The following is a 21,131-nucleotide window of genomic DNA, read 5'->3' on the forward strand; positions in this document are numbered from 1 at the left end:
CGCATACCCCTAAGCGCTTGAGACATGACGGCACGGCACTGCGATATTGCAATCCTTGGCGGCGGCCTTGCGGGCGGACTGACTGCGCTGGCCTTGCGCCGCGCCCGCCCCGATCTGGCGCTGACGGTGATCGAGCAAGGGCCAACGCTTGGCGGCAATCACGTATGGTCGTTTTTCGGGTCGGACGTGGGCAAGGCCGGACGGGAATTGCTGGACGGGATGACCGTGGCGGCATGGCCGGAGTATTCGGTCGAATTTCCTGCATTCCAGCGGCGATTGAAGACCAGCTATTATTCGATCACGTCCGAACGGTTCGACGCGGTGTTGCAGGCGGAACTGGGGCCGGATGCGATCGTGACCGGGGTGCGCGCGCTGGCATGCAGCGCTACCAACGCGACCCTGCTGGACGGAACCCGGATCGAGGCGGATGCGGTGATCGACGCGCGCGGGATTCGCAATCTGGGGCACCTGACGGGGGGCTGGCAGAAGTTCGTCGGGCAACGGCTGAAATTGGCGGCACCGCACGGGCTGGACGCGCCAATCGTCAAGGATGCCACAGTGGAGCAGCACGACGGTTATCGTTTCGTATATTGCCTGCCGTTTGCGCCGGACGAAGTGTTCGTCGAGGACACATATTATTCTGATAGCGCGATGCTGGACGTGCCGGTGCTGAGCGCACGGATTGCAGATTATGCGCGCAGGCGCGGGTGGCAGATAGCCGAAGTGCTCTCCGAAGAACACGGCGTTTTGCCGGTGGTGGCAGGCGGCGATTTCGATGCGTTCTGGCGCTCTACGGGTGGCACCGTGGCGCGCGCCGGAGCGCGAGCCGGGCTGTTTCAGGCGGTAACCAGCTATTCCCTGCCCGATGCGGTGCGCTATGCTCTGGCGCTGGCGAAGCAGGATGACCTCTCAGGCCCTGCCCTCGCCGCGTTTTCAGAAGACTGGGCACGGCGGCACTGGAAACGCGGAGCCTATTTACGTGCGCTTTCGGCCATGTTGTTCGGCGCGGCCGAACCTGCTGAACGCTATCGCATTCTGGAACGGTTCTATCGCCTTGACCGCCGCCTGATCGAGCGGTTCTATGCCGGGCGCATGACCTTTGCGGACAAGGCGCGCATTCTGGCAGGCAAGCCGCCCGTGCCCATCGGCAAGGCCATCGGTGTGCTGACCGGCCTTGGCCACAAGCCGCAATCCCTCTCGCTTGCAGGAACCCGCGCATGAAGCGTGCATGTGTCATCGGTGCCGGATTCGGCGGTCTTGCGCTGGCCATCAGGCTGCAATCGGGCGGCGTGCAGACCACGCTGATCGAAGCCCGCGACAAGCCGGGCGGGCGGGCCTACGTCTGGGAGAAGGACGGCTTCACTTTTGATGCCGGGCCAACCGTGATTACCGATCCTTCGTGCCTCCAAGAATTGTGGGCGCTGAAGGGCCACCGCATGGCCGACGATGTGGAACTGATGCCGGTGATGCCGTTCTACCGGCTGAACTGGGGCGATGGCACCAATTTCGATTATTCGAACGATGACATCAGCCTGAAAGCCGAGATCGCCAAGCTGAACCCCGCCGATGTGGCGGGCTATGACGATTTCCTCGAATATTCGGCCGGTGTGCTGGAGGAAGGCTACGTCAAGCTGGGGGCAGTGCCGTTCCTCGATTTTGCGAGCATGATCAAGGCGGCCCCTGCCCTTGCCCGTTATCAGGCGTGGCGGTCGGTCTATTCGATGGTGTCCAGCTTCGTGAAGCACGAAAAGCTGCGCGAGGCGTTCAGCTTCCACAGTCTGCTGGTGGGTGGCAATCCGATGACCACCAGCGCGATCTATGCGCTGATCCACAAGCTGGAAAAGAACGGCGGGGTGTGGTGGGCAAAAGGCGGCACCAACAAGCTGATCGAGGGTATGGTCACGCATTTCCGGCGGATCGGCGGCGAAGTGCGGCTGGGCGATCCGGTGACGCATATCGCGACGCTGGGGACGCGGGTGACCGGCGTGGAAACGAAAAGCGGGTGGTCAGGGCAATTCGATGCCGTCGCCTCGAACGCCGATCTGATGCATTCCTACCGCGATCTTATGGTGGACAATACCCACGCCCAGCGCCGGGCCAAGGCGCTTGCGAAGAAGCGCTATTCGCCCAGCCTGTTCGTTGTCCACTTCGGCATCGAGGGCACATGGCCGGGCATCCCGCATCACATGATCCTGTTCGGGCCGCGCTACAAGGGCCTGCTCGATGACATCTACAATCACGGCGTGTTGCCGCAGGATTTCTCGATTTACCTGCACCACCCGACCGTGACCGACCCCTCGGTCGCGCCTGAGGGGATGAGCACGTTCTATGCGCTGGTGCCGGTGGCCAACATGGGCAAGCTGCCGGTGGACTGGGACGAGGTTGGGCCGATCCTGGAGAAGCGCATCCTCGACGAAGTGGGCCGCCGCCTGATTCCTGATATCCATACCCGTATCGTAACGAAGTTCAGCTATGCCCCCAGCGACTTCAAGAGTGACCTTTCGGCGCACCTGGGCAGCGCCTTCAGCCTTGAGCCGCTGCTGACGCAGAGCGCGTGGTTCCGTGCCCACAATCGTGACGATACGATTTCGAATTTCTACCTTGTTGGCGCTGGCACCCATCCGGGCGCGGGCATTCCCGGCGTTGTCGGATCAGCCAAGGCCACCGCCGGACTGATGCTGGAGGACCTTTCGTGAAGCGCCTTGCGGTCTATTGCGGCTCTGCCTCACCCGCCGATACCCGTTACGTTACGCTGGCCCGCGAAGTGGGGCAGGAACTGGCCCGGCACGGCATCGGGGTGGTCTATGGCGGCGGGCGACTGGGCCTGATGGGCGCGGTGGCCTATGGTGCGCTGGATGCTGGTGGCGAAGTGATCGGGGTGATCCCCGAAGCGCTGATGGGCAGCGAGGTGGCCAACAACGATTGCACCGAACTGCATGTCGTATCGGGCATGCACGAGCGCAAGAAGCGGTTCACCGACCTTTCGGATGGTTTCCTGACCATTCCGGGCGGCGTGGGCACCATGGACGAGCTGTGGGAAGCCGTCAGCTGGGCGCAGCTGGGATACCACGCCAAGCCGGTGGGTCTGCTCAACGCCTTCGGGTTTTTCGATCACCTGCTGGCGTTCAACCGGCACATGATCGAAGTCGGTTTCATCCGGCAGGCCCATGCCGGGATCATCCTTGCCGAGCCGAGCCTTGACTTGTTGCTGGCACGGATGACCGCCCATGAACCGCACGTACCGATCTTCGCGATGAAGGCTGACGATCTCTGAGCGATGAAGGATCGCGCCGCTCTCGTTAGTAACGCCCGCCAGTCGATCCTCAAGGGATCGAAAAGCTTCGCAGCGGCCAGCCATCTTTTCGATCGGGAAACGCGCGAGCGGGTGTGGCTGCTCTATGCCTGGTGCCGCCGTTGCGACGATATCGTGGATGCACAGGATCACGGCGGCGCGCTGGGCGATCAGAGCGGCGCCGCGGAACGGCTTCAGGCAGTCCGTGAAAAGACGATGCTGGCCTTTGCAGGGAAGCCTGCGGGCGATCCGGCCTTCGATGCGCTGGGCCTTGTCGCGCGCGAGACCGGGCTTGCTCTGGACATGGCCGAGGCAGTGATCGAGGGTTTCGCGCTGGATGCCGCCGACTGGCAGCCGCATTCCGAGGGCGACCTGATGCGCTATTGCTGGCACGTGGCGGGCGCTGTGGGGGTGATGATGGCCGTGGTCATGGGCGTTTCACCAAACGACGAGGACACACTCGACCGCGCCTGCGATCTGGGCCTTGCCTTCCAGCTGGCCAACATCGCGCGCGATATCGAGGAAGATGACGCGGCAGAGCGCTGCTATATCCCGATGGACTGGCTGGTAGACGAGGACATTCCGCCGGGCGAGCAGATGAAGCCCCGGTATCGGCCCGCGCTGACGCGGATCGTGGCGCGCATGTGCCATAGCGCGCATATTTATGAATGTTCCGCACGGATCGGCGCAGCGCGATTGAAGGGGCGGCAGCGATGGGCGATCCTTGCCGCAGCAGGCATTTACGGCGAAATTGCCCGCGAAGTGGCCCGGCGGGGCGATCACGCGTGGGATCATCGGACGGTCGTTAGTAACGCGCGCAAAGTGGGCTTCATTGGCAAGGCTGCATGGGCGGCGATGCGCCCGGTGCCGCGATCATGCATTGCCGCTGCCAGCCAGCGGCCATTCTCGCGGGCTGACCTGATCGCGCTGTCGCGGCGCGAGCCTGGGGGAATCGTCGCGACTTGAACGTGACGGCGCATCACGCGGCTTGTCCTTTTGCGGGGATATGGCACTCTGGCAATTCAATCGCACCGGGAGGCGGGCGTGGACACTGTAATGGCTTCCGTTACGGCACGGGATGAAGCTCAGGTCGTTCCACGACCGCTGATATACCGCACGCGGCTGCCCGTGCGGATCTGGCACTGGATCAACGCGCTGACGATCTTCGTCATGCTGATGAGCGGGGCGACGATCTTCAACGCCCACCCCCGGCTCTACTGGGGCGTTTACGGCGCGAATTACGACAATCCCTGGCTGGTCATCGGACGACGTGGGCAGGAGGGCTATCTCCGGCTGGCCGGGATGGAAATCCCGACGACCGGCATCCTCGGATTTACGGAAAATTCGATCAAGGCATTCCCGCCACTGGTGACGATACCGAGTTACTACAGTCTGGCAGAAGGGCGGCAGTGGCACTTCTTCTTTGCGTGGGTGTTGGTAATCTCGATCGCGATTTTCATAATATATTCGATAATTTCAAAACATTTATCCCGCGATCTTGTACTGAAACCTGAAGAGCGGAAACCCGCTCACCTGTGGCATGACGTCAAGGAGCATGCCCGGCTGCGCTTCCCCACCGGGGAGGCAGCAAGGGCTTACAATCCGTTGCAGAAAATGGCCTATCTCGGCGTCATCTTCCTTCTGATCCCGCTGGTTGTGCTCACCGGGTTAACGATGTCTCCCATGCTCAACGCGGCTTTCCCGTGGCTGTTAGACATTTTTGGCGGACGGCAATCGGCACGATCCATACATTTCCTTTGTGCAGCAGGATTTTGTGCGTTCATCTTCATCCATCTTCTGATGGTTGTACTGGCAGGACCCGTTAACGAACTGCGATCGATGGTGACAGGCTGGTATCGCCTGCCTGCCGAACGAAACCCTGCGGAACGGGTGGAGGACCGACCATGACGCTGATTTCCCGCCGCGCTGCGCTGGTCGGCGCCAGTGGTCTGCTGGTCGCCGGATGCGACAAGATCACGACTTCACCGACTGTGCGTAAAGTACTGACTTTAGGGGAAAAGGCTACCCTGAGCAGCCAGCGTCTCGTTACGGACCGTAACGCGCTCGCCCCCGAATTTGCCCGCGCCGACCTGTCGCCGCGCTTTCGTGTGAACGGCAACCGCATGCCTTCATCGCCGGAATACGCCGCGCACCTGGCCAATGGTTTTGCGGATTGGCGGCTGGCGGTTGGCGGACTGGTGGCGCGGCCGCTTTCGATGTCTCTGGCACAACTGCAGGCCGCGCCGCAGCGGACCCAGATCACCCGGCATGATTGTGTGGAAGGGTGGAGCGCCATTGGCGAATGGACGGGCGTTCCCCTTGCCCTGCTCCTGCGCCATGCAGGAATTTCATCTAATGCACAGTATGTTGTATTCCATTGTGCCGATGATTTCTCAGGAACGCCGTTCTACGAAAGCCTCGATATGGTCGAGGCCATGCACCTCCAGACGATCCTTGCGCACACGATGAACCGGCAACCTCTGCCGGTTGGCCATGGCGCGCCGATCCGCCTGCGCGCCGAACGCCAGCTTGGCTACAAGCAGGCCAAGTATGTGATGAAAATCGAGGCCGTTGCCGCGCTCGACGGCATCCATGGCGGCAAGGGCGGCTACTGGGAGGATCACTCCGGCTACCAGTGGAATGCCGGGATCTGATCGTCCTGAGCGCCGCCCTGCCGACGTCACCGCATCAGGACGAGTTCTTCGGCCATCGAGGGGTGCAAGGCCACCGTATCATCAAAATCGGCCTTGGTAAGGCCTGCCTTTACCGCGATGGCGGCGGCCTGAAGGATTTCGGGGCTGTCCGGGCCGATCATGTGAATGCCGAGCACCTTCTCGGTCGTGGCATCGACGATCATCTTGTAAAGGCCGCGTTCCGGGCGATGGCCGAAGATGTTCTTCATCGGGCGGAAATCTGAAGAATAGACCTTGATTTCGTTACCAAACGCCTGACGGGCCTGCGCCTCGGTAAGGCCGACGCCTGCCAGCGGCGGCTGCGAGAACACCGCGCTGGGAATGCAATCGTAGCTGATCTTCGTGTCCTTGCCCCCGAACATGCGGTCGGCAAAGGCCTGGCCTTCGCGGATGGCGATGGGGGTAAGCTGGACACGGTCCGTTACGTCACCCACCGCATAAATGCTGTCGCAAGCGGTCTTGCCAGTATCGTCGACCGGAATTTCATTGCGGGTTCCCAAGGCGATGCCTGCGTTCTCCAGGCCAAGGCCGTCAGTCTTGGGGCGTCGACCCGTGGCGACGAGCACCACATCGGCGATGATCGGATCGGGCTGTCCGCCAAGGAAGACGTGGAACGTGCCGTCTTCCTGCTTTTCGACCCGTTCGAACGGGCAGTTGAAACGATACTGGATGCCGCGTGCCATGGTAATCTGGAGCAAGCGGTCGCGCAGGGATTCGTCATAGCCGCGCAGCAGGGTTTCGCTGCGGTTGACCACCGTTACGTGACTGCCGAGCGCATTGAAAATGCCGGCGAATTCCATCGCGATATAGCCCGCGCCGGAAATGACGACGCGCTTGGGCAGGCTGTCCAGATGAAACACCTCGTTCGAGGTGATGCAATGTTCCGAGCCTTCGAATTCAGGCATGACCGGCCAGGCACCGGTTGCGATCAGGATATATCGGGCGGAGATTTCACGGCCGCTGTCGGCCAGCTTGACCGTGTTGGGACCAGTGATCGCGGCGCGTTCGAGGAAGCGCTCGACCTTGTTGTTTTCAAGCGTGGTGGTGTAGGCCGAATTGAGCCGATCCACGTCCTTCAGCACCGCGTCACGTAACGTCGGCCAATCGAAGGTCATCTTCTCGACTGTCCAGCCATAATTGGCCGCATCCTGCAATTCTTCGGCAAAATGCGAGCCATAGACGAGAAGCTTCTTGGGTACGCACCCCCGGATCACGCAGGTTCCGCCGATACGGTATTCTTCGGCCACTGCCACCCTTGCGCCATGGCTTGCCGCGATCCGGCTGGCGCGGACACCGCCTGAACCGGCGCCAATCACGAAAAGGTCGTAGTCGAATTCCTGCTCAGCCATGATGCGCTCCTGTTCGAACGCCGCATATGGCCTCTGGTCTCTGGCAAGACCAGAGGCTTTTCACGCAATTTGTTAGGGTGCCGAACTATTATCCACCAATGCCAGCTGCGGCCAGCAGCGCTTCGGTCGAAGGATCGAACCCTTCGCCGCCGCCGGATTCGATCTGCTTGGCGATGGCCTTGCCCAGTTCCACGCCGAACTGGTCGAAAGGATTGATGCCGAGCATGGCCGCCGAAACGAAAGTGCGATGTTCGTGGAAGGCGATCAGCGCGCCGAGCGTGGCGGGGTTCAGGTCGTCACACAGGATCGTGGCGGAAGGCCGATCGCCGGGATAGGCGCGCGCACCGTCTTCGGACGATTTGCCCGCCATCAGCGCGGCACCCTGGGCAAAGCAGTTGGACAGCAGGATTTCGTGATGCGCCGGATCGAGATCGTGGCCCTGAGTCTTGACCGCGAGAAAATCGACCGGGATCAGGTGCGTGCCCTGATGGAGCAGCTGGAACACCGCATGCTGGGCATCGGTGCCGACGCCCCCCCAGGTGACCGGCGCGCTGGCGCGGGTAAGCGGGGTGCCATCGGCATGCACACGCTTGCCGTTCGATTCCATCTCAAGCTGCTGGAGATAATCGGGCAGCAGCGCGAGGCGTTCATCATAGGCAAAGACAGCGCGGGTCTGGCAGGCGCGAACTTGCGTGTAATACAAGTCGGCAAAAGCGGCCCGGACCACGACGTTTTCATTCATGTCCGCATCGATGAAGTGGCGGTCAATCGCGGCCGCTCCTTCGAGAAATTCGGCAAAGCCTTGCCAGCCAAGCGCGATGGCAACGGGGAAGCCGATGGACGACCACAGCGAATAGCGCCCGCCGACAGTTTCGGAAAACGGCAGGATGCGCGTTTCATCGACGCCCCATTCTACTGCCTTTTCAGGCGCGGCGGTGAGCGCGATGACCCGGCCATAGGGATCGGACACGCCGCCATCGCGCAGCCAGTCGAGCGCGCTCAATGCGTTGGTGATGGTTTCGGTGGTGGTGAAAGTCTTGGAGGCAAGCGCGATCATCGTGGTGGCAGGATCGCAGGCCTTCATCGCGGCTTCGAGGGCACAGCCATCGATATTCGACACGACATGGACGGCAACTTTCGCGCCATCGCGGGTAAGTGCGTCGATCGCCAGCGCCGGGCCAAGCGCCGAGCCGCCGATGCCGATGTGGATCAGGCTTTTGACTTCGCCCAAAGCGCCATCGTGAATGGCTTCGACCAGCATCTGCATGCGGGCGTGAAGCGCAGCGGCCTCTTCTACGCTCGTGTCCTTGCCGATGCCGCGCTGGGCGGTGTGTTCAGCGGCGCGGCCTTCGGTGTTATTGATCTTTTCACCCTCGATCAGCGCAGCGCGGCGGCCTTCGAAATCCATGGCAGCGGCGATGGAGCCAAGCAGCGCCTCTACTTCGAGCGAAAGGTGAGTCTTCGACCAATCGAACCGGATCGGGCCACCGGGAAGATCGAGCACGGTTGCATAAGCATCAAGCCGGGCGGGGTCGGCAAATAACTCTTTTAGCGTGGGCCGGGGCAGGCCTTCGAGTGCGGTCCAGAACGTTTCGGCTTCCGCTACGGTCATGGTCTTCCTCATCCTTTCGCAACTGCGTAATGACGCTATGCCCGCTCTGCGCGCCCGCGCCAACCCGCCTGTTCATTGCCGCGAAAGCTTTGCAGACGTATTTCGCCGCTGTATTATCCAAACAACACACTTGACGAAGGGCACGGCTGGCAACATGACCGCGACGATGAACGACACGCCCCAAGCCACGCCAGCCCCTGCGCCACAGCCGCTGGCGCCGATGCCGCCTGCGAAAAAGGAAAAGAAGGAAGACAGTTTTCCCGTCTTCCTGATCAAGCTGGTGCTGGTGGTGGCGATCTTCCGCAGCTTCATCTTTGCACCCTTCAATATTCCATCGGAATCGATGCTGCCGCGGCTTGAAAACGGGGATTACCTGCTGGCCGCCAAGTGGCCCTTCGGGTTCAGCAAATATTCGCTGCCGTTCAGCCTGCCGCTGATCCCCGGACGTGTCCTGGCAAGCCAGCCCGATCGTGGTGACGTGGTGATCTTCAAGGCACCTCCGGGTAATGACGTTGATTACATCAAGCGCGTGATCGGCCTTCCCGGCGATACGGTGCAGATGATTGGCGGAACCTTGCATTTGAACGGGCAGGCCGTGCCAAAGCAGCGGATCGCGGATTTTGTCATTCCGGTCAGCCCTAATACCGATTGCCTTTCGCCCGAATTCGCGGTGACGGAAAAGGACGGAACGCAGACGTGCCACTACCCGCAGTACCGGGAAACGCTGCCGGGCGGACGCGCGTACAATGTGCTTGATCTTGGCTATCGCCCGCAGGACGACAGTGTGCCGCTGGTGGTGCCGGAAGGGCAGATGTTCCTGATGGGCGACAACCGCGACAATTCGATGGACAGCCGCTTCCCTGCCATGGAAGGCGCCGGAATCGGCCTTGTGCCCCAAGAGAACCTTGTCGGGCGCGCCATGGTGATGATGTGGTCCACCGATGGCAGCGCCAACTGGTTGCTGCCGTGGACGTGGTTCAGCGCAGCGCGCTGGGACCGCATCGGGGGCACGTTCTGAGCGCGCTTTCTGCCGATGCCGCCGCTTATATTGCGGCGCTGACCGGGGCGACCCCTGCCCGCACCGACCTTTGGGCCGAGGCGCTGACGCACGGGTCGATGGGCGAGGCGCGCGATTACCAGCGACTCGAATTTCTGGGCGACCGGGTTCTCGGACTGGTGATCGCCGACTGGCTGCACGAAAAGAGCGATGCCGCCGAGGGCAAGCTTTCGCAGCGGCTCAATGCACTGGTCAGCCGCGAGACGTGCGCGGACGTTGCGCGCGCCGTTGCGCTGCCGGGCCACATCCGGCTGGGCAAGCAGGCGCGCGACGATGGCGGGGTACAGAGCGACAATATCCTGGGCGACGTGATGGAAGCGCTGATCGGCGCGCTGTTCGTCGAGCGCGGGTTCGAGGCCGCGCGCGATTTCGTGCGCAAGGTGTGGGACAAGCCGATGGCTTCGGGCACCGGCCAGCGCAAGCATCCCAAGGCCGCCTTGCAGGAATGGGCGGCGGGCAATCGTCGCAAGCCGCCGGTCTATACTCTGGTATCGCGTGATGGCCCGGATCACGCGGCGACTTTCACCGTTTCGGTAACAGTCAACGGCGTGGGCGAAGCTTCAGCGCGCGGATCGAGCAAGCAGGAAGCCGAAACGGCTGCCGCGCGCGCATTCATGCAGGCTTATGCCTGAGGGCCTTTTGGCCTATAGTCCTTCGACTTAACCGATAGAGATTTCATTCATGACCGAAAAATGTGGCCTCGTGGCCGTGCTTGGCGCGCCGAACGCCGGTAAATCCACCCTCGTCAATTCGCTGGTGGGGCAGAAAGTGGCGATCGTTTCGGCCAAGGCGCAGACGACCCGCGCAAGGCTGATGGGCATTGCGCTGGCGGGTGAGACGCAGATCATCCTGGCCGATACACCGGGCCTGTTCGAACCCAAGCGGCGGCTAGACCGCGCGATGGTGAGCGCGGCGTGGGACGGCGCGCAGGAAGCGGACGCGATCCTGCTGGTGGTGGATGCGCGCAAGAAGAAGCGCGATTACCTTGAACCGATCCTTGCCAGCTTGAAGGATCGGCCCGAACGCAAGATCCTGGTGCTGAACAAGGTGGATTCGACGCCAAAGGAACCGCTGCTGATCATGGCGGAGGAACTTTCGGCAGATGCGGCGTTCGACGAGGTGTTCTTCATTTCCGCGCTGACCGGCGATGGCGTGTCCGAACTGAAGCAGCGACTGGCCGACCTGATGCCCGAAACGGCGTGGCATTATCCGGCTGATCAGGTTTCCGATGCCAGCGAACGCCTGCTGGCAGCAGAGATCACTCGCGAGCAACTGTACCGCCAGCTTCATGACGAACTGCCCTATGACAGCACGGTGCGGCCCGAAAAATACATCCACCGCAAGGACGGATCGATCGAGATCCACCAGCAGATCGTGATTTCGCGCGAGAGCCAGCGCCCGATCGTACTGGGCAAGGGTGGCGCGAAGATCAAGGCGATCGGCGAAGCATCGCGCAAGGAGCTGGGCGAATTGCTAGAAACCAGAGTACATCTGTTCCTTCATGTGAAGGTGGATGAGCGCTGGGCCGATGCTCGCGAAATTTACGAGGAAATAGGGCTGGAATGGGTGAAGTGATCATCCAAGCGAATTAAGCACGGTTTATCGCATATACGATACGGTTCAGCGCTGGCCGACGCGATGCAAATTCAATATGGCACAGTTGAAAGCATCCGTTCAGGTTGCAAAACTACCGCAAGCAAGAAGGGAACGGGCACGTCGCCCGTTTGCGTCCTGACTGGGGCATGACGGAGCAGACGGATGGACGAACCTACCGGCGCAATCGGGCTGCGCGTTGCGCATTCCCTGCCCGTGCGCGTTGCGGCAACACTTCGCCCACTGAACATCCCCGATTGGCTGGCCACCGCCCTTGCCTACCTTGGCCTCGCCCTGCTGACGCGCGCATTCCTGCTCGGCAATCCGATCGTTCACATCGATGAACAGTTCTACCTGTTCGTGGCTGAACGCATGCGCGACGGCGCGCTGCCTTATGTCGACATCTGGGATCGCAAGCCTATAGGGCTGTTCCTGCTCTACGAAGTGATGGCCGCGATCCCCGGAGATCCGGTGCTGGCTTATCAGGCCGGCGCGGTGCTGACGACGACCGCCACTGCGATGGTCGTGGCGCGCATAGCCCGCGAGATTGCCTCTCCTTCGGCCGCGTGGCAGGCAGGCATGGCTTATGTGCTTTTCATGCCGGCATTCAATTCCGGCCTGGGCCAAGCGCCGACATTCTACAACCTGCTGGTGGCGCTGGCCGCGCTGGGCCTGATCGATACGATGAAGCGGCCGGAAAGCATGATGCTGGTATGGCGCGGCGCCGCTATCATGGCACTGCTGGGGCTTGCCATCCAGATCAAGTACACCGTGGTTTTCGAAGGCGCGGCCTTCGGGCTGATCCTGCTGGGCCGGGGCTATGCTGATGTATGGTCATGGCGCAAACTTGCGGCCGTTGCCGTTTTGTGGATTGCCGTGGCTTTGCTGCCCACGGCCTTGGCTGCTGCATATTACGCCAACCTTGGGCATCTGGACGAATTCATCTTTGCCAACTTCCTTTCGATCTTCGCGCGTGAATCCGATGGCTGGAAAGCGCCGTGGCGGCTGACCAAGGAAATGCTGGCACTGCTGCCGTTCTGGCTGGCGATCTTCCGGGCGCCGAAGCTGTTCAGCACTTCGGGCGGTTCATATCCCAAATCGCATTCGGTTATTGCGCTGTGGGGGGCTGCTGCCTTTGCCGGGTTCCTGCTGTTCGGCACCTGGTACGATCACTACGTTGCACCACTGCTGGTTCCGCTGTCGGTACTGGCGGCGCCTGCACTGGCGCGGGTTGTCCCTTCCGAGCGCAAGTTCGGCAGGTTTCTCCTGGGCTTCGGCGCATTGGCGAGCGTTGCCGTGCCCCTTTATCAGGTGCGCAGTCATGGCACGGCGACTCAGTTTTCCGAAATGAACGCGATGATCGCGCGCGAACTGCATGGCGGATGCCTGTATATCTACGAAGGCGAGCTGGCATTCTACCGTACGCTGAACACCTGCTTGCCGACGACGCGGATCTTCCCGAACCACCTGAACACTTATGTCGAAGCTCCGGCAGTCGGCGTCGATCCCGTGAATGAAGTGCGCAAGGTGATGGCGACAAAGCCGAGCGTCGTGCTGTTCTGGGCGCCCTCGCGCCTCTATCTGCCCAACCATGATACGCGACGCGTGGTCAGAGCAGAGCTGGCACGACACTACGAACGCTATGAAACCTATACACTGGGGACGCGGGTCTACTGGCTGTACCGGCTGCGGCGACCGGCCGGGAGCGCCGCAGCGGCAAGCTGAAACATTCTATTCCGCTGCGGCTTTTGTCTTGGCCGAAGCTGCCTTCTTGGCCGGAGCGTTCTTGGCCGAAGCTGCCTTCTTGGCCGGAGCGTTCTTGGCCGGTGCCTTGGTCGCAGCCGCTTTTTTGGCAGGCGCCTTTTTCGCAGGCTTCTTGCCCTTGGGCGGACCTTTGGCCGCGCGTTCATCGATAAGCGTGATGGCTTCTTCAAGGGTGAGCGCTTCGGGCTGCTTGTCCTTTGGCAGCGTAGCGTTGGTGGTGCCATCGGTGACGTAAGGACCGTAGCGTCCCGCCATCAGCTTGATCTCGCCACCCGATGTGGGGTGCGGACCGAAAGTGTTGAGCGGTTCGGCAGCCGCGCGATTGCCGCGCCCGCCAGCGCCCGCAGCGGCGGCGGCCAGCAGCATGACGGCGGCGTTCATGCCGGTTTCGAAAACTTCGGCGGTGGACTTGAGCCGCGCGTACTTGCCGTCATGCGCCAGATAGGGACCGTAGCGGCCGATGCTGGCGGTGATCGGATTGCCCGATTCCGGGTGCGTGCCGACTTCGCGCGGAAGCCCCAGCAGCTTCAGCGCCCATTCGAGATCGAGTTCGCCGATATCCTTGGGGATCGAAGCGCGCTTCGCCTCCTTGCCCTCACCCAACTGGACATAAGGTCCGAACCGGCCTGTCTTGCGGGTAACGTCGAGGTCGGTCACCGGGTCCTTTCCCAGAACACCATCGTCGTCCCCGCCTTCGCCATCGGCACCGCCGGGCTGGGCGAACTTGCGGGTGAACTTGCATTCAGGATAATTCGAACAAGCCACGAATGCACCATAGCGACCGCCACGCAGCGAAAGGCGGCCTTCAGCACATTTCGGGCAGATGCGCGGATCGGTGCCGTCCTCACGCGGCGGGAACAGGTAATCGGACAGGAATTCGTCAAGCTCGGCCATAACCTCGCTCGGCTTGTTCTCCATCACCTCGTCTGACTTGGGTTTGAAATCGCGCCAGAAATCGGCCAGCACGATTTTCCATTCGGCCCGTCCGCCAGAGACGTTATCGAGTTCGTCCTCCATCCCGGCGGTGAATTCATAGGCCACGTAGCGCGGAAAGAAACGCTCCAGAAATGCTGTGAGAAGTCGACCCGATTCCTCTGCAAAGAAACGATTTTTCTCGGTCCTGACGTAATTGCGATCTTTCAGTACCTGAAGCGTGGCGGCATACGTGGACGGGCGCCCGATGCCGAGTTCCTCAAGCCGCTTGACCAGACTGGCTTCCGAATAGCGCGGCGGTGGCTGGGTAAAGTGCTGGGTGGCATCAACCCCGCGCTTGGCCGGGGTATCGCCGGTGTTCATCGCCGGGAGCAGGCCGCTCTCCTCATCGTCGCCGTCCTGCTTCTGGTCGCGGCCTTCTTCATAGACCGCGAGGAAACCGGGGAATTTGATCACCTGGCCGGTAGCGCGCAATTCATGCTTGCCGGTGCCATCACGCAGGGTGATTGTGGTGCGCTCAATATTGGCAGAGGCCATCTGGCTGGCCATCGCGCGCTTGTAGACAAGATCGTAGAGCCGCGCTTCATCGCCTGAACCATAACGGTCCTTGGTGAAATCGGTGGGGCGGATCGCCTCGTGCGCTTCCTGCGCGTTCTTGGCCTTGGTTTCGTAATGACGCGGCTTTTCCGGCAGGTAGTGACCATCATAGCGGTCGGAAATGGCCTTGCGCGCTTCGGAAATGGCGCTGGGGTCCATCTGCACGCCATCGGTACGCATGTAGGTGATCGCGCCCGCTTCATAGAGCGTCTGCGCCACGCGCATGGTGTGACTGGCCGAGAAGCCGAGCTTGCGCGCCGCCTCCTGTTGCAGTGTTGATGTGGTGAACGGCGGATAGGGATTGCGGCGGGTCGGCTTGGTCTCCACCTCCTCCACGCGGAACGTGGCGGATTCGACCAGCGCCTTGGCCTTCAACGCCGCGCCTTCATCGCCCAGCGTCAGCTTGTCGAGCTTCTGACCTTCGAAACGCACGAGGCGCGCGGAAAATTCGGTGCCAAGATGTTCGAGACGCGCGATGACCGACCAGTATTCCTGGCTGCGGAATGCCTCGATCTCGCGTTCCCGCTCGACAATCAGGCGCAGCGCGACCGACTGGACGCGACCTGCCGATTTCGCGCCGGGCAACTTGCGCCACAGCACCGGGGAAAGCGTGAAGCCGAACAGGTAATCGAGCGCGCGACGGGCCAGATAGGCGTCGATCAGATCCTGATCGAGTTCGCGCGGACGCTTCATCGCATCGGTGACGGTCTGCTTGGTGATCGCATTGAAAGTGACGCGTTCCACCTCTTTAGGCAGCGCCTTACGTTTCTTCAGCAACTCCCTGACATGCCAGGAAATTGCCTCACCCTCACGATCAGGGTCAGTCGCCAGGATCAGACGGTCGGCGGTCTTGGCCGCATCGGTGATGGCCTTCACGCGCGAGGTCTTGTCGCCGTAAAGCTCCCAGTCCATCGCGAAATCCTCGTCCGGGCGGACAGAGCCGTCCTTGGGCGGCAGATCGCGGATGTGGCCATAGGAGGCGAGCACCTTGTAGCCGGGGCCGAGATACTTCTCGATGGTCTTGGCCTTGGCCGGAGATTCTACGATGACAAGCTGCATGGTGATTTTAAGCAGTCCTTACGTGTACGTGTGCGCGAGGGTGGGGACGATTGAAGCGGTTCGTCAAGCGGCACCTTATGCGGAAAGGCTGACCCGGCCTGCGGCGTGACGTTGCAGGCGCCCGGCCAGTTCGAGTTCGAGCAGCGCCATCTGCACCGCCCCGGCATTCGCCCCGCTCTGGCGGATGATCTCATCCACGGCGATGGGGGCAAGGCCGAGCAGTCCGGCGATGTCGGCAGGTTCTGCGGCAATATCGGGTGCATAGGCATCTGCCGATTCACGGAAATGCGCACGGGGCCGGCCTTCGAAACCGGCGAGGAGTTCGATCACGTCTTCAGGCGACTGGACGAGAATCGCGCCCTCGCGAATCAACTGGTTGCACCCCTGCGAGCGGCTGTCGAGCGGTGAGCCGGGGATAGCCATGACTTCCCGGCCCGATTCGGCGGCAAGCCGCGCCGTGATCAGCGAGCCGGAACGGGGGGCGGCTTCGACCACCAGCGTTCCGGTGGAAAGACCTGCGATGATGCGGTTGCGGTGGGGGAAGTGGCGCGCGAGCGGTTCGGTGCCCGGCGGCATTTCGGCGATCAGCAGGCCTTGCGTTGCAACCTGCTCCTGCAAGTCGGCGTTTTCGGGCGGATAGGCTATGTCGATCCCGCTGGCGATCACGCCAATGGTGCTGCCGCCATCGGCCATGCCCGCCAGCGCGCCCCGGTGGGCGCGGAATCGATACCCCGCGCGAGGCCGGATACGACCACGTAACCTCTGCCCGCCAGCACCGTGGCGAAATCGCGCGACAGCTTGACCGCACCCGCCGAGGCATTGCGGGCGCCGACGACGGCAACAGACGGGCGGGCGAGCAAGCCTGCATCGCCGCGCACGGTGAGGATCGGCGGCGGGCTTTCGAGTGCGGCCAGGAGGGCGGGATAATCGGCGCCATCGTGGAACAGGTAGCGCGCGCCCGACGCGCGAACGGCAGCAACTTCGGCTTCGATGCGTTCCACCGGGGCGGGGCGATAGGGCGCGCCGCCCCTTGCCGAGAGATCGGGCAAGGCATCAAGCGCGGCACTGGCGGTGCCGAAGCGACGGAGCAACTGGTTGTAACTGACCGGGCCGATGTTGGGCGAGCGCAGGAGGCGGATGCGCGCGAACGCTTCGGCACGGGTAAGCACGGCCGCGGTGTTCACTTTTTGCCACCAACCTTCGGTTCGGTTCCAGCCCGCAGGCGAGCGATGTTTTCGCGGTGGAGGAACACCACGAGCATGGCGAGAAACGCCAGCGCAGGGACATAAGGCGCATCGCCGAGCAACGCGGCGGCAACCGGCGCTGCGACCGCCGCGCTCATCCCGCCGAGCGACGAGATGCGGCTGACGCCAAGCACGCTGAGCCACACCACGGCATAGGCAAGGCCGATGGGCCAGGCGAGGCCGAGCGAGACGCCCATCAGCGTTGCGACGCCCTTCCCGCCCCTGAACTTCAGCCAGAGCGGAAAGCAGTGGCCAAGCACGACGGCGACGGCGGTCAGGGCTTCGCTACCGGGCCAGACATGGCGGGCAAGCAGCACCGCAGCGATCCCCTTTCCCATATCGAGCAGGAGCGTTGCGGCTGCGAGGCCTTTTCTGCCGGTGCGCAGGACATTGGTAGCGCCGATGTTACCCGAACCGATCGCGCGCAAATCGCCCGCGCCGGTAAGGCGGGTGAGGATCAGGCCGAAGGGGACGGACCCCAGCAGGTAGCCGACGACAAGAGGCAGGAGCGTTTCCACAGAAGCGCTCATACGCAATCCGGTGGCAAAAGCGAAAGAGGTCCCTTCCCATTTTACCGCCATTACCGATACAAGCGCCGCAATGACGGGGACAGACACAGCAGCGACAGGTGATCCGGCGGCCCCGGTGCTGCTGTTCGATTCGGGCGTGGGCGGCCTTTCGGTGCTGCGCAAGGTGCGCGATGTCCTGCCGCAGGCTCCGGTGATCTACGTGGCCGACAACGCAGGCCTGCCCTATGGCACCAAGACCGAGGCGCAGATCGCGGCGCGGGTTTCCGGGCTGCTGGGGCGGCTGACCGAACGGCTGCGCCCCCGCCTGGTGTGCATCGCCTGCAATACAGCATCCACCATCGCACTCGCATCGGTGCGCGAAGTGCTGGAAGTGCCCATTGTGGGCACCGTGCCTGCGATCAAGCCTGCCGCTGCAATGACCAGGACCGGCGTGATCGGATTGCTGGGCACCGCGGCAACGATCCGGCAGGGCTATGTCGACCGGCTTGAGGCAGAATTTGCCGCGGACAAGCGCCTGTTGCGGCATGGTGCGCCCGAACTGGTCGCGGCCGCCGAAGCCAAGTTGCGTGGCGAGACGGTTGATTCTGCGGTCTATGCACGGGCGGCCGAAGCGCTTCGAGCGCACCCGGATGGCGACAGGATCGATACGGTGGTGCTGGCGTGTACGCATTTTCCGCTGATCGAGGATGAATTGCGCAAAGCGTTTGGTCCCGGCGTATCGTTCATCGATGGATCGGACGGGATCGCCCGCCAGATTGTTTTTCTCACGCAAGGGCAGGAATGGCGACGCGAAGCGCCCGATCTTGCGCTGTTCACCCGTGGCGGAATCGATGTGGACCAGCTAGGTTCGACGCTCGAAGCGCATGGGCTTGAACGTGTTGCGATATTTTGACGGGCGTTCGCGGCGCACGTGTCGGCCGACTGGGGGGCCGCTGGAATGAGTCGATTTTCGAAGGCGGTCATCGTTCTGCTGCTCATGGCCGGCATGATGTATTACTGGCTTTTCGTGAATGCCGGGCCGGCCAGTGCCCCGATACGCAGGATCGACCTTGCCCAGATCCGCCAGGCTGCCGAGTCCCTGCCCGGCGATAAGCCCACTGCACTGGAATATGCCACGCTCGCTTCGCGACTGGTGCCCGGCGCCGCACTGGCCGCAGGTACGGGCTTGAGGCAGGTCTGGACAGGCGTGATCGTGTGGCGGATCGTCAGGCCTGACGGTGGCATCGTGATCGACAGCGGCTTTTCAAGGGCAGACGCCAAGGAACGGAAATTCAGGCACTACGACAAGCGGGTCGAGAAGCTGGTGGGGCAGTGGATGGAGGGTGCGCGGCAGATCGTGTTCACGCACGAGCACATCGATCATGTGGGTGGATTTCTCGATTACCCAAGGTTTGATGCCATTGCCAGCAAGGCGATAGTCTCACCCGAACTTGCACAGGGCATGACCGCGCTGTGGCGGGAAAACGCCGGACGATTGCCTGCTCCTCGCAAGCTTGCCGCAATCGAAGCCATTGCCCCCGGCGTGGTCCTGATCCAGACGCCGGGGCATACACCCGGATCGCAGATGATCTTCGTCAAGCTGCGGAATGGACGCGAGTACCTTTTCGCGGGGGATACCGGTTCATTGGCCGCCAATATCATCGAGACCACCCCTCGTTCCCGCTTGCTCACCGACTGGCTGATACAAGAGGACCGCGTTGCCACGATTGGCTGGCTTAAGGGCCTCAACGACTTGAGGGAAAAGAACCAATCCCTTGTTGTTCTGCCATCGCACGACCCGTTGTTTCTGAAGGCCACGGCGCTTCAGGATGGCTTTGCCGAGGCGCCCGCGCTGCGCCGACCGACGCTGGCCCAATAGATTGGTCTTTTGGGTCAGCACAACAAATCATGCTGGCATTGCGGATTCATCCGGCGTAGAGACCGGCCATTCGCCGATGGGCCTGGGGATCGGGCCTCAAGGGCAAACATGTCCTTGTTGCAGGAAGGAGCGGCGGGGTGAACTACGATCAGGTTTTCGATTCGGCTATCGAGCGTCTGCACTCCGAGGGCCGCTACCGCGTGTTCATCGACATTTTGCGCAACAAGGGCGCATACCCCAACGCGCGCTGCTTTGCCGGTCACAACGGCCCAAAGCCGATCACAGTGTGGTGTTCGAACGATTATCTCGCCATGGGCCAGCATCCCAAGGTGATCGAGGCGATGGAAGAGGCGCTGCACAATGTCGGCGCGGGTTCCGGCGGAACGCGCAACATCGGTGGCAACACGCATTACCATATCCAGCTTGAGGCTGAACTGGCCGATCTGCATGGCAAGGATGGCGCGCTGCTGTTTACCAGCGGCTATGTCTCGAACGATGCCACGCTTTCAACGCTGGCCAAGATCCTGCCCGGCTGCGTGATCTTTTCCGACGAATTGAACCACGCATCGATGATTGCGGGCATTCGCAATTCGGGTGCGGAAAAGAAGGTGTGGCGTCATAATGACGTGGAACATCTAGAAGAACTGCTGGCCGAAACCGACCCCGCGGTGCCCAAGCTGATCGCATTCGAATCCGTCTATTCGATGGACGGCGATGTCGCGCCAATCCACGCGATCTGCGACCTTGCCGAAAAGTACAACGCGCTGACTTACATCGACGAAGTCCACGCCGTCGGCATGTATGGCCCGCGCGGCGGCGGCATCACCGATCGTGACGAAGCCGCACACCGCATCGACATCATCGAAGGTACGCTGGGCAAGGCATTCGGCGTGATGGGCGGCTATATCGCGGCCGACACGCGGATCATCGACGTGATCCGCTCCTACGCGCCTGGCTTTATCTTCACGACATCGCTTTCGCCGGTGCTGGTAGCTGGCGTGCTCGCCAGTGTGCGGCACCTCAAGGCTTCCAGTGTCGAGCGCGAAGGTCAGCAGGCAGCGGCGGCGTTCCTGAAGAAATCGCTGGCCGATGCGGGCCTGCCGGTCATGCCATCGACCACGCATATCGTTCCGCTGATGGTGGGCGATCCGGTACGCGCCAAGAAGATCGCCGACATCCTGCTGGCCGAATACGGCGTCTATGTGCAGCCGATCAATTACCCGACCGTACCGCGCGGCACGGAACGCCTGCGCTTCACGCCCGGCCCCTCGCACACCGAGGCGATGATGACCGAGCTGACCGAGGCGCTGGTGGAAATCTGGCAGCGCATGGAACTGGAACTGCAACAGGCCGCCTGAGCCGCGGGTTTCCGGTTTGTTGACGAGATCAAGCCCTCCCCTTGCCGGGAGGGCTTTTCGTTTCTCCCCCACCCCGTTGACGATTATCCCCTTCGCCTACAGTTATATCTTCTTCGTCACCCCGGACTTGCTCCGGGATCCATCTATCTCCAACAGCGACAGTCTGTTCGGCACCATGAATCCTGAAACAAG

General features: G+C 62.1%; 17 protein-coding genes and 1 pseudogene. 13 read left to right on the plus strand and 5 right to left on the minus strand.

The window, feature by feature from the left end; genetic code table 11:
• Positions 1-24 precede the first annotated feature (24 nt).
• The 6 genes from crtY (at position 25) to LUA85_RS09170 (ending at position 5,946) form a co-directional block, all read left to right on the plus strand.
• Positions 25-1,221, plus strand: a complete 1,197-nt coding sequence (gene crtY, locus LUA85_RS09145) for a lycopene beta-cyclase CrtY (protein WP_231468965.1) — start codon at positions 25-27, stop codon at positions 1,219-1,221.
• On the plus strand, positions 1,218-2,696 hold the full coding sequence (locus LUA85_RS09150) for a phytoene desaturase (protein WP_231468967.1): 1,479 nt from the start codon (positions 1,218-1,220) through the stop codon (positions 2,694-2,696). Before crtY ends, LUA85_RS09150 begins: the two co-directional genes overlap by 4 nt.
• Positions 2,693-3,274, plus strand: coding sequence for a TIGR00730 family Rossman fold protein (locus tag LUA85_RS09155; protein WP_231468970.1), 582 nt, complete (start codon positions 2,693-2,695; stop codon positions 3,272-3,274). Before LUA85_RS09150 ends, LUA85_RS09155 begins: the two co-directional genes overlap by 4 nt.
• Positions 3,275-3,277: 3 nt before the next feature.
• Entirely contained in the window at positions 3,278-4,258 is a 981-nt protein-coding gene (locus LUA85_RS09160) for a phytoene/squalene synthase family protein (RefSeq protein ID WP_231468972.1), read from the plus strand.
• A 90-nt stretch (positions 4,259-4,348) separates the two neighbouring features.
• Entirely contained in the window at positions 4,349-5,200 is an 852-nt protein-coding gene (locus tag LUA85_RS09165) for a cytochrome b/b6 domain-containing protein (protein WP_231468974.1), read from the plus strand.
• Entirely contained in the window at positions 5,197-5,946 is a 750-nt protein-coding gene (locus LUA85_RS09170) for a molybdopterin-binding protein (protein WP_231468976.1), read from the plus strand. Before LUA85_RS09165 ends, LUA85_RS09170 begins: the two co-directional genes overlap by 4 nt.
• A gap of 26 nt (positions 5,947-5,972) precedes the next feature.
• Here LUA85_RS09170 and gorA read toward each other — a convergent pair whose 3' ends face one another.
• Both gorA and pgi read right to left on the minus strand, forming a co-directional pair.
• Complete coding sequence (gene gorA, locus LUA85_RS09175) at positions 5,973-7,334, minus strand: glutathione-disulfide reductase (protein WP_231468978.1); 1,362 nt, start codon at positions 7,332-7,334, stop codon at positions 5,973-5,975.
• Positions 7,335-7,422: 88 nt separating this feature from the next.
• On the minus strand, positions 7,423-8,946 hold the full coding sequence (gene pgi / locus LUA85_RS09180) for a glucose-6-phosphate isomerase (protein ID WP_231468980.1): 1,524 nt from the start codon (positions 8,944-8,946) through the stop codon (positions 7,423-7,425).
• Between the two features lie 166 nt (positions 8,947-9,112).
• On the opposite strand from pgi, the gene lepB reads away from it, so the two are divergent.
• The 4 genes from lepB (at position 9,113) to LUA85_RS09200 (ending at position 13,321) form a co-directional block, all read left to right on the plus strand.
• Positions 9,113-9,964 carry a signal peptidase I gene (gene lepB / locus LUA85_RS09185; protein WP_371823666.1) on the plus strand — a complete coding sequence of 284 codons (852 nt, stop codon included), beginning with the start codon at positions 9,113-9,115 and terminating at the stop codon, positions 9,962-9,964.
• Positions 9,937-10,635, plus strand: a complete 699-nt coding sequence (gene rnc, locus LUA85_RS09190) for a ribonuclease III (RefSeq protein WP_371823715.1) — start codon at positions 9,937-9,939, stop codon at positions 10,633-10,635. Before lepB ends, rnc begins: the two co-directional genes overlap by 28 nt.
• 49 nt (positions 10,636-10,684) lie before the next feature.
• On the plus strand, positions 10,685-11,578 hold the full coding sequence (gene era / locus LUA85_RS09195) for a GTPase Era (protein WP_231468981.1): 894 nt from the start codon (positions 10,685-10,687) through the stop codon (positions 11,576-11,578).
• Between the two features lie 183 nt (positions 11,579-11,761).
• The gene (locus tag LUA85_RS09200; protein WP_231468983.1) at positions 11,762-13,321 is read left to right on the plus strand and encodes a hypothetical protein; all 1,560 of its coding nucleotides are present in this window, start codon (positions 11,762-11,764) and stop codon (positions 13,319-13,321) included.
• Between the two features lie 6 nt (positions 13,322-13,327).
• On the opposite strand, the gene topA is transcribed toward LUA85_RS09200, so the two are convergent.
• The 3 genes and pseudogenes from topA to plsY all read right to left on the minus strand — a co-directional run bounded on the left by topA (position 13,328) and on the right by plsY (position 17,723).
• On the minus strand, positions 13,328-15,949 hold the full coding sequence (gene topA / locus LUA85_RS09205) for a type I DNA topoisomerase (protein WP_231468985.1): 2,622 nt from the start codon (positions 15,947-15,949) through the stop codon (positions 13,328-13,330).
• Between the two features lie 75 nt (positions 15,950-16,024).
• Positions 16,025-17,133: pseudogene (gene dprA / locus LUA85_RS09210) on the minus strand (DNA-processing protein DprA).
• Complete coding sequence (gene plsY / locus LUA85_RS09215; RefSeq protein ID WP_231468987.1) at positions 17,130-17,723, minus strand: glycerol-3-phosphate 1-O-acyltransferase PlsY; 594 nt, start codon at positions 17,721-17,723, stop codon at positions 17,130-17,132. Before plsY ends, dprA begins: the two are co-directional and overlap by 4 nt.
• Before the next feature lie 70 nt (positions 17,724-17,793).
• Here plsY and murI point away from each other — a divergent pair, with 70 nt between their 5' ends.
• From murI to hemA, 3 genes are all read left to right on the plus strand, one after another.
• The gene (gene murI, locus LUA85_RS09220; RefSeq protein WP_231468990.1) at positions 17,794-18,615 is read left to right on the plus strand and encodes a glutamate racemase; all 822 of its coding nucleotides are present in this window, start codon (positions 17,794-17,796) and stop codon (positions 18,613-18,615) included.
• A 45-nt stretch (positions 18,616-18,660) separates the two neighbouring features.
• Complete coding sequence (locus tag LUA85_RS09225) at positions 18,661-19,581, plus strand: MBL fold metallo-hydrolase (RefSeq protein WP_231468993.1); 921 nt, start codon at positions 18,661-18,663, stop codon at positions 19,579-19,581.
• A gap of 137 nt (positions 19,582-19,718) precedes the next feature.
• Complete coding sequence (gene hemA / locus LUA85_RS09230; protein ID WP_231468995.1) at positions 19,719-20,939, plus strand: 5-aminolevulinate synthase; 1,221 nt, start codon at positions 19,719-19,721, stop codon at positions 20,937-20,939.
• The last annotated feature ends 192 nt before the right edge of the window (positions 20,940-21,131 follow it).

Origin of the sequence: Novosphingobium sp. CECT 9465 (assembly GCF_920987055.1) — a bacterium.
Taxonomy (GTDB): domain Bacteria; phylum Pseudomonadota; class Alphaproteobacteria; order Sphingomonadales; family Sphingomonadaceae; genus Novosphingobium.

Bases quoted from the DNA above. Each gene is read 5' to 3' on its own strand.
- crtY (WP_231468965.1), top strand. From the start codon at position 25: ATGACGGCACGGCACTGCGATATTGCAATCCTTGGCGGCGGCCTTGCG.
- LUA85_RS09150 (WP_231468967.1), top strand. From the start codon at position 1,218: ATGAAGCGTGCATGTGTCATCGGTGCCGGATTCGGCGGTCTTGCGCTG.
- LUA85_RS09160 (WP_231468972.1), top strand. From the start codon at position 3,278: ATGAAGGATCGCGCCGCTCTCGTTAGTAACGCCCGCCAGTCGATCCTC.
- LUA85_RS09165 (WP_231468974.1), top strand. From the start codon at position 4,349: ATGGCTTCCGTTACGGCACGGGATGAAGCTCAGGTCGTTCCACGACCG.
- LUA85_RS09170 (WP_231468976.1), top strand. From the start codon at position 5,197: ATGACGCTGATTTCCCGCCGCGCTGCGCTGGTCGGCGCCAGTGGTCTG.
- gorA (WP_231468978.1), bottom strand. From the start codon at position 7,334: ATGGCTGAGCAGGAATTCGACTACGACCTTTTCGTGATTGGCGCCGGT.
- pgi (WP_231468980.1), bottom strand. From the start codon at position 8,946: ATGACCGTAGCGGAAGCCGAAACGTTCTGGACCGCACTCGAAGGCCTG.
- lepB (WP_371823666.1), top strand. From the start codon at position 9,113: ATGAACGACACGCCCCAAGCCACGCCAGCCCCTGCGCCACAGCCGCTG.
- era (WP_231468981.1), top strand. From the start codon at position 10,685: ATGACCGAAAAATGTGGCCTCGTGGCCGTGCTTGGCGCGCCGAACGCC.
- LUA85_RS09200 (WP_231468983.1), top strand. From the start codon at position 11,762: ATGGACGAACCTACCGGCGCAATCGGGCTGCGCGTTGCGCATTCCCTG.
- topA (WP_231468985.1), bottom strand. From the start codon at position 15,949: ATGCAGCTTGTCATCGTAGAATCTCCGGCCAAGGCCAAGACCATCGAG.
- plsY (WP_231468987.1), bottom strand. From the start codon at position 17,723: ATGAGCGCTTCTGTGGAAACGCTCCTGCCTCTTGTCGTCGGCTACCTG.
- murI (WP_231468990.1), top strand. From the start codon at position 17,794: ATGACGGGGACAGACACAGCAGCGACAGGTGATCCGGCGGCCCCGGTG.
- LUA85_RS09225 (WP_231468993.1), top strand. From the start codon at position 18,661: ATGAGTCGATTTTCGAAGGCGGTCATCGTTCTGCTGCTCATGGCCGGC.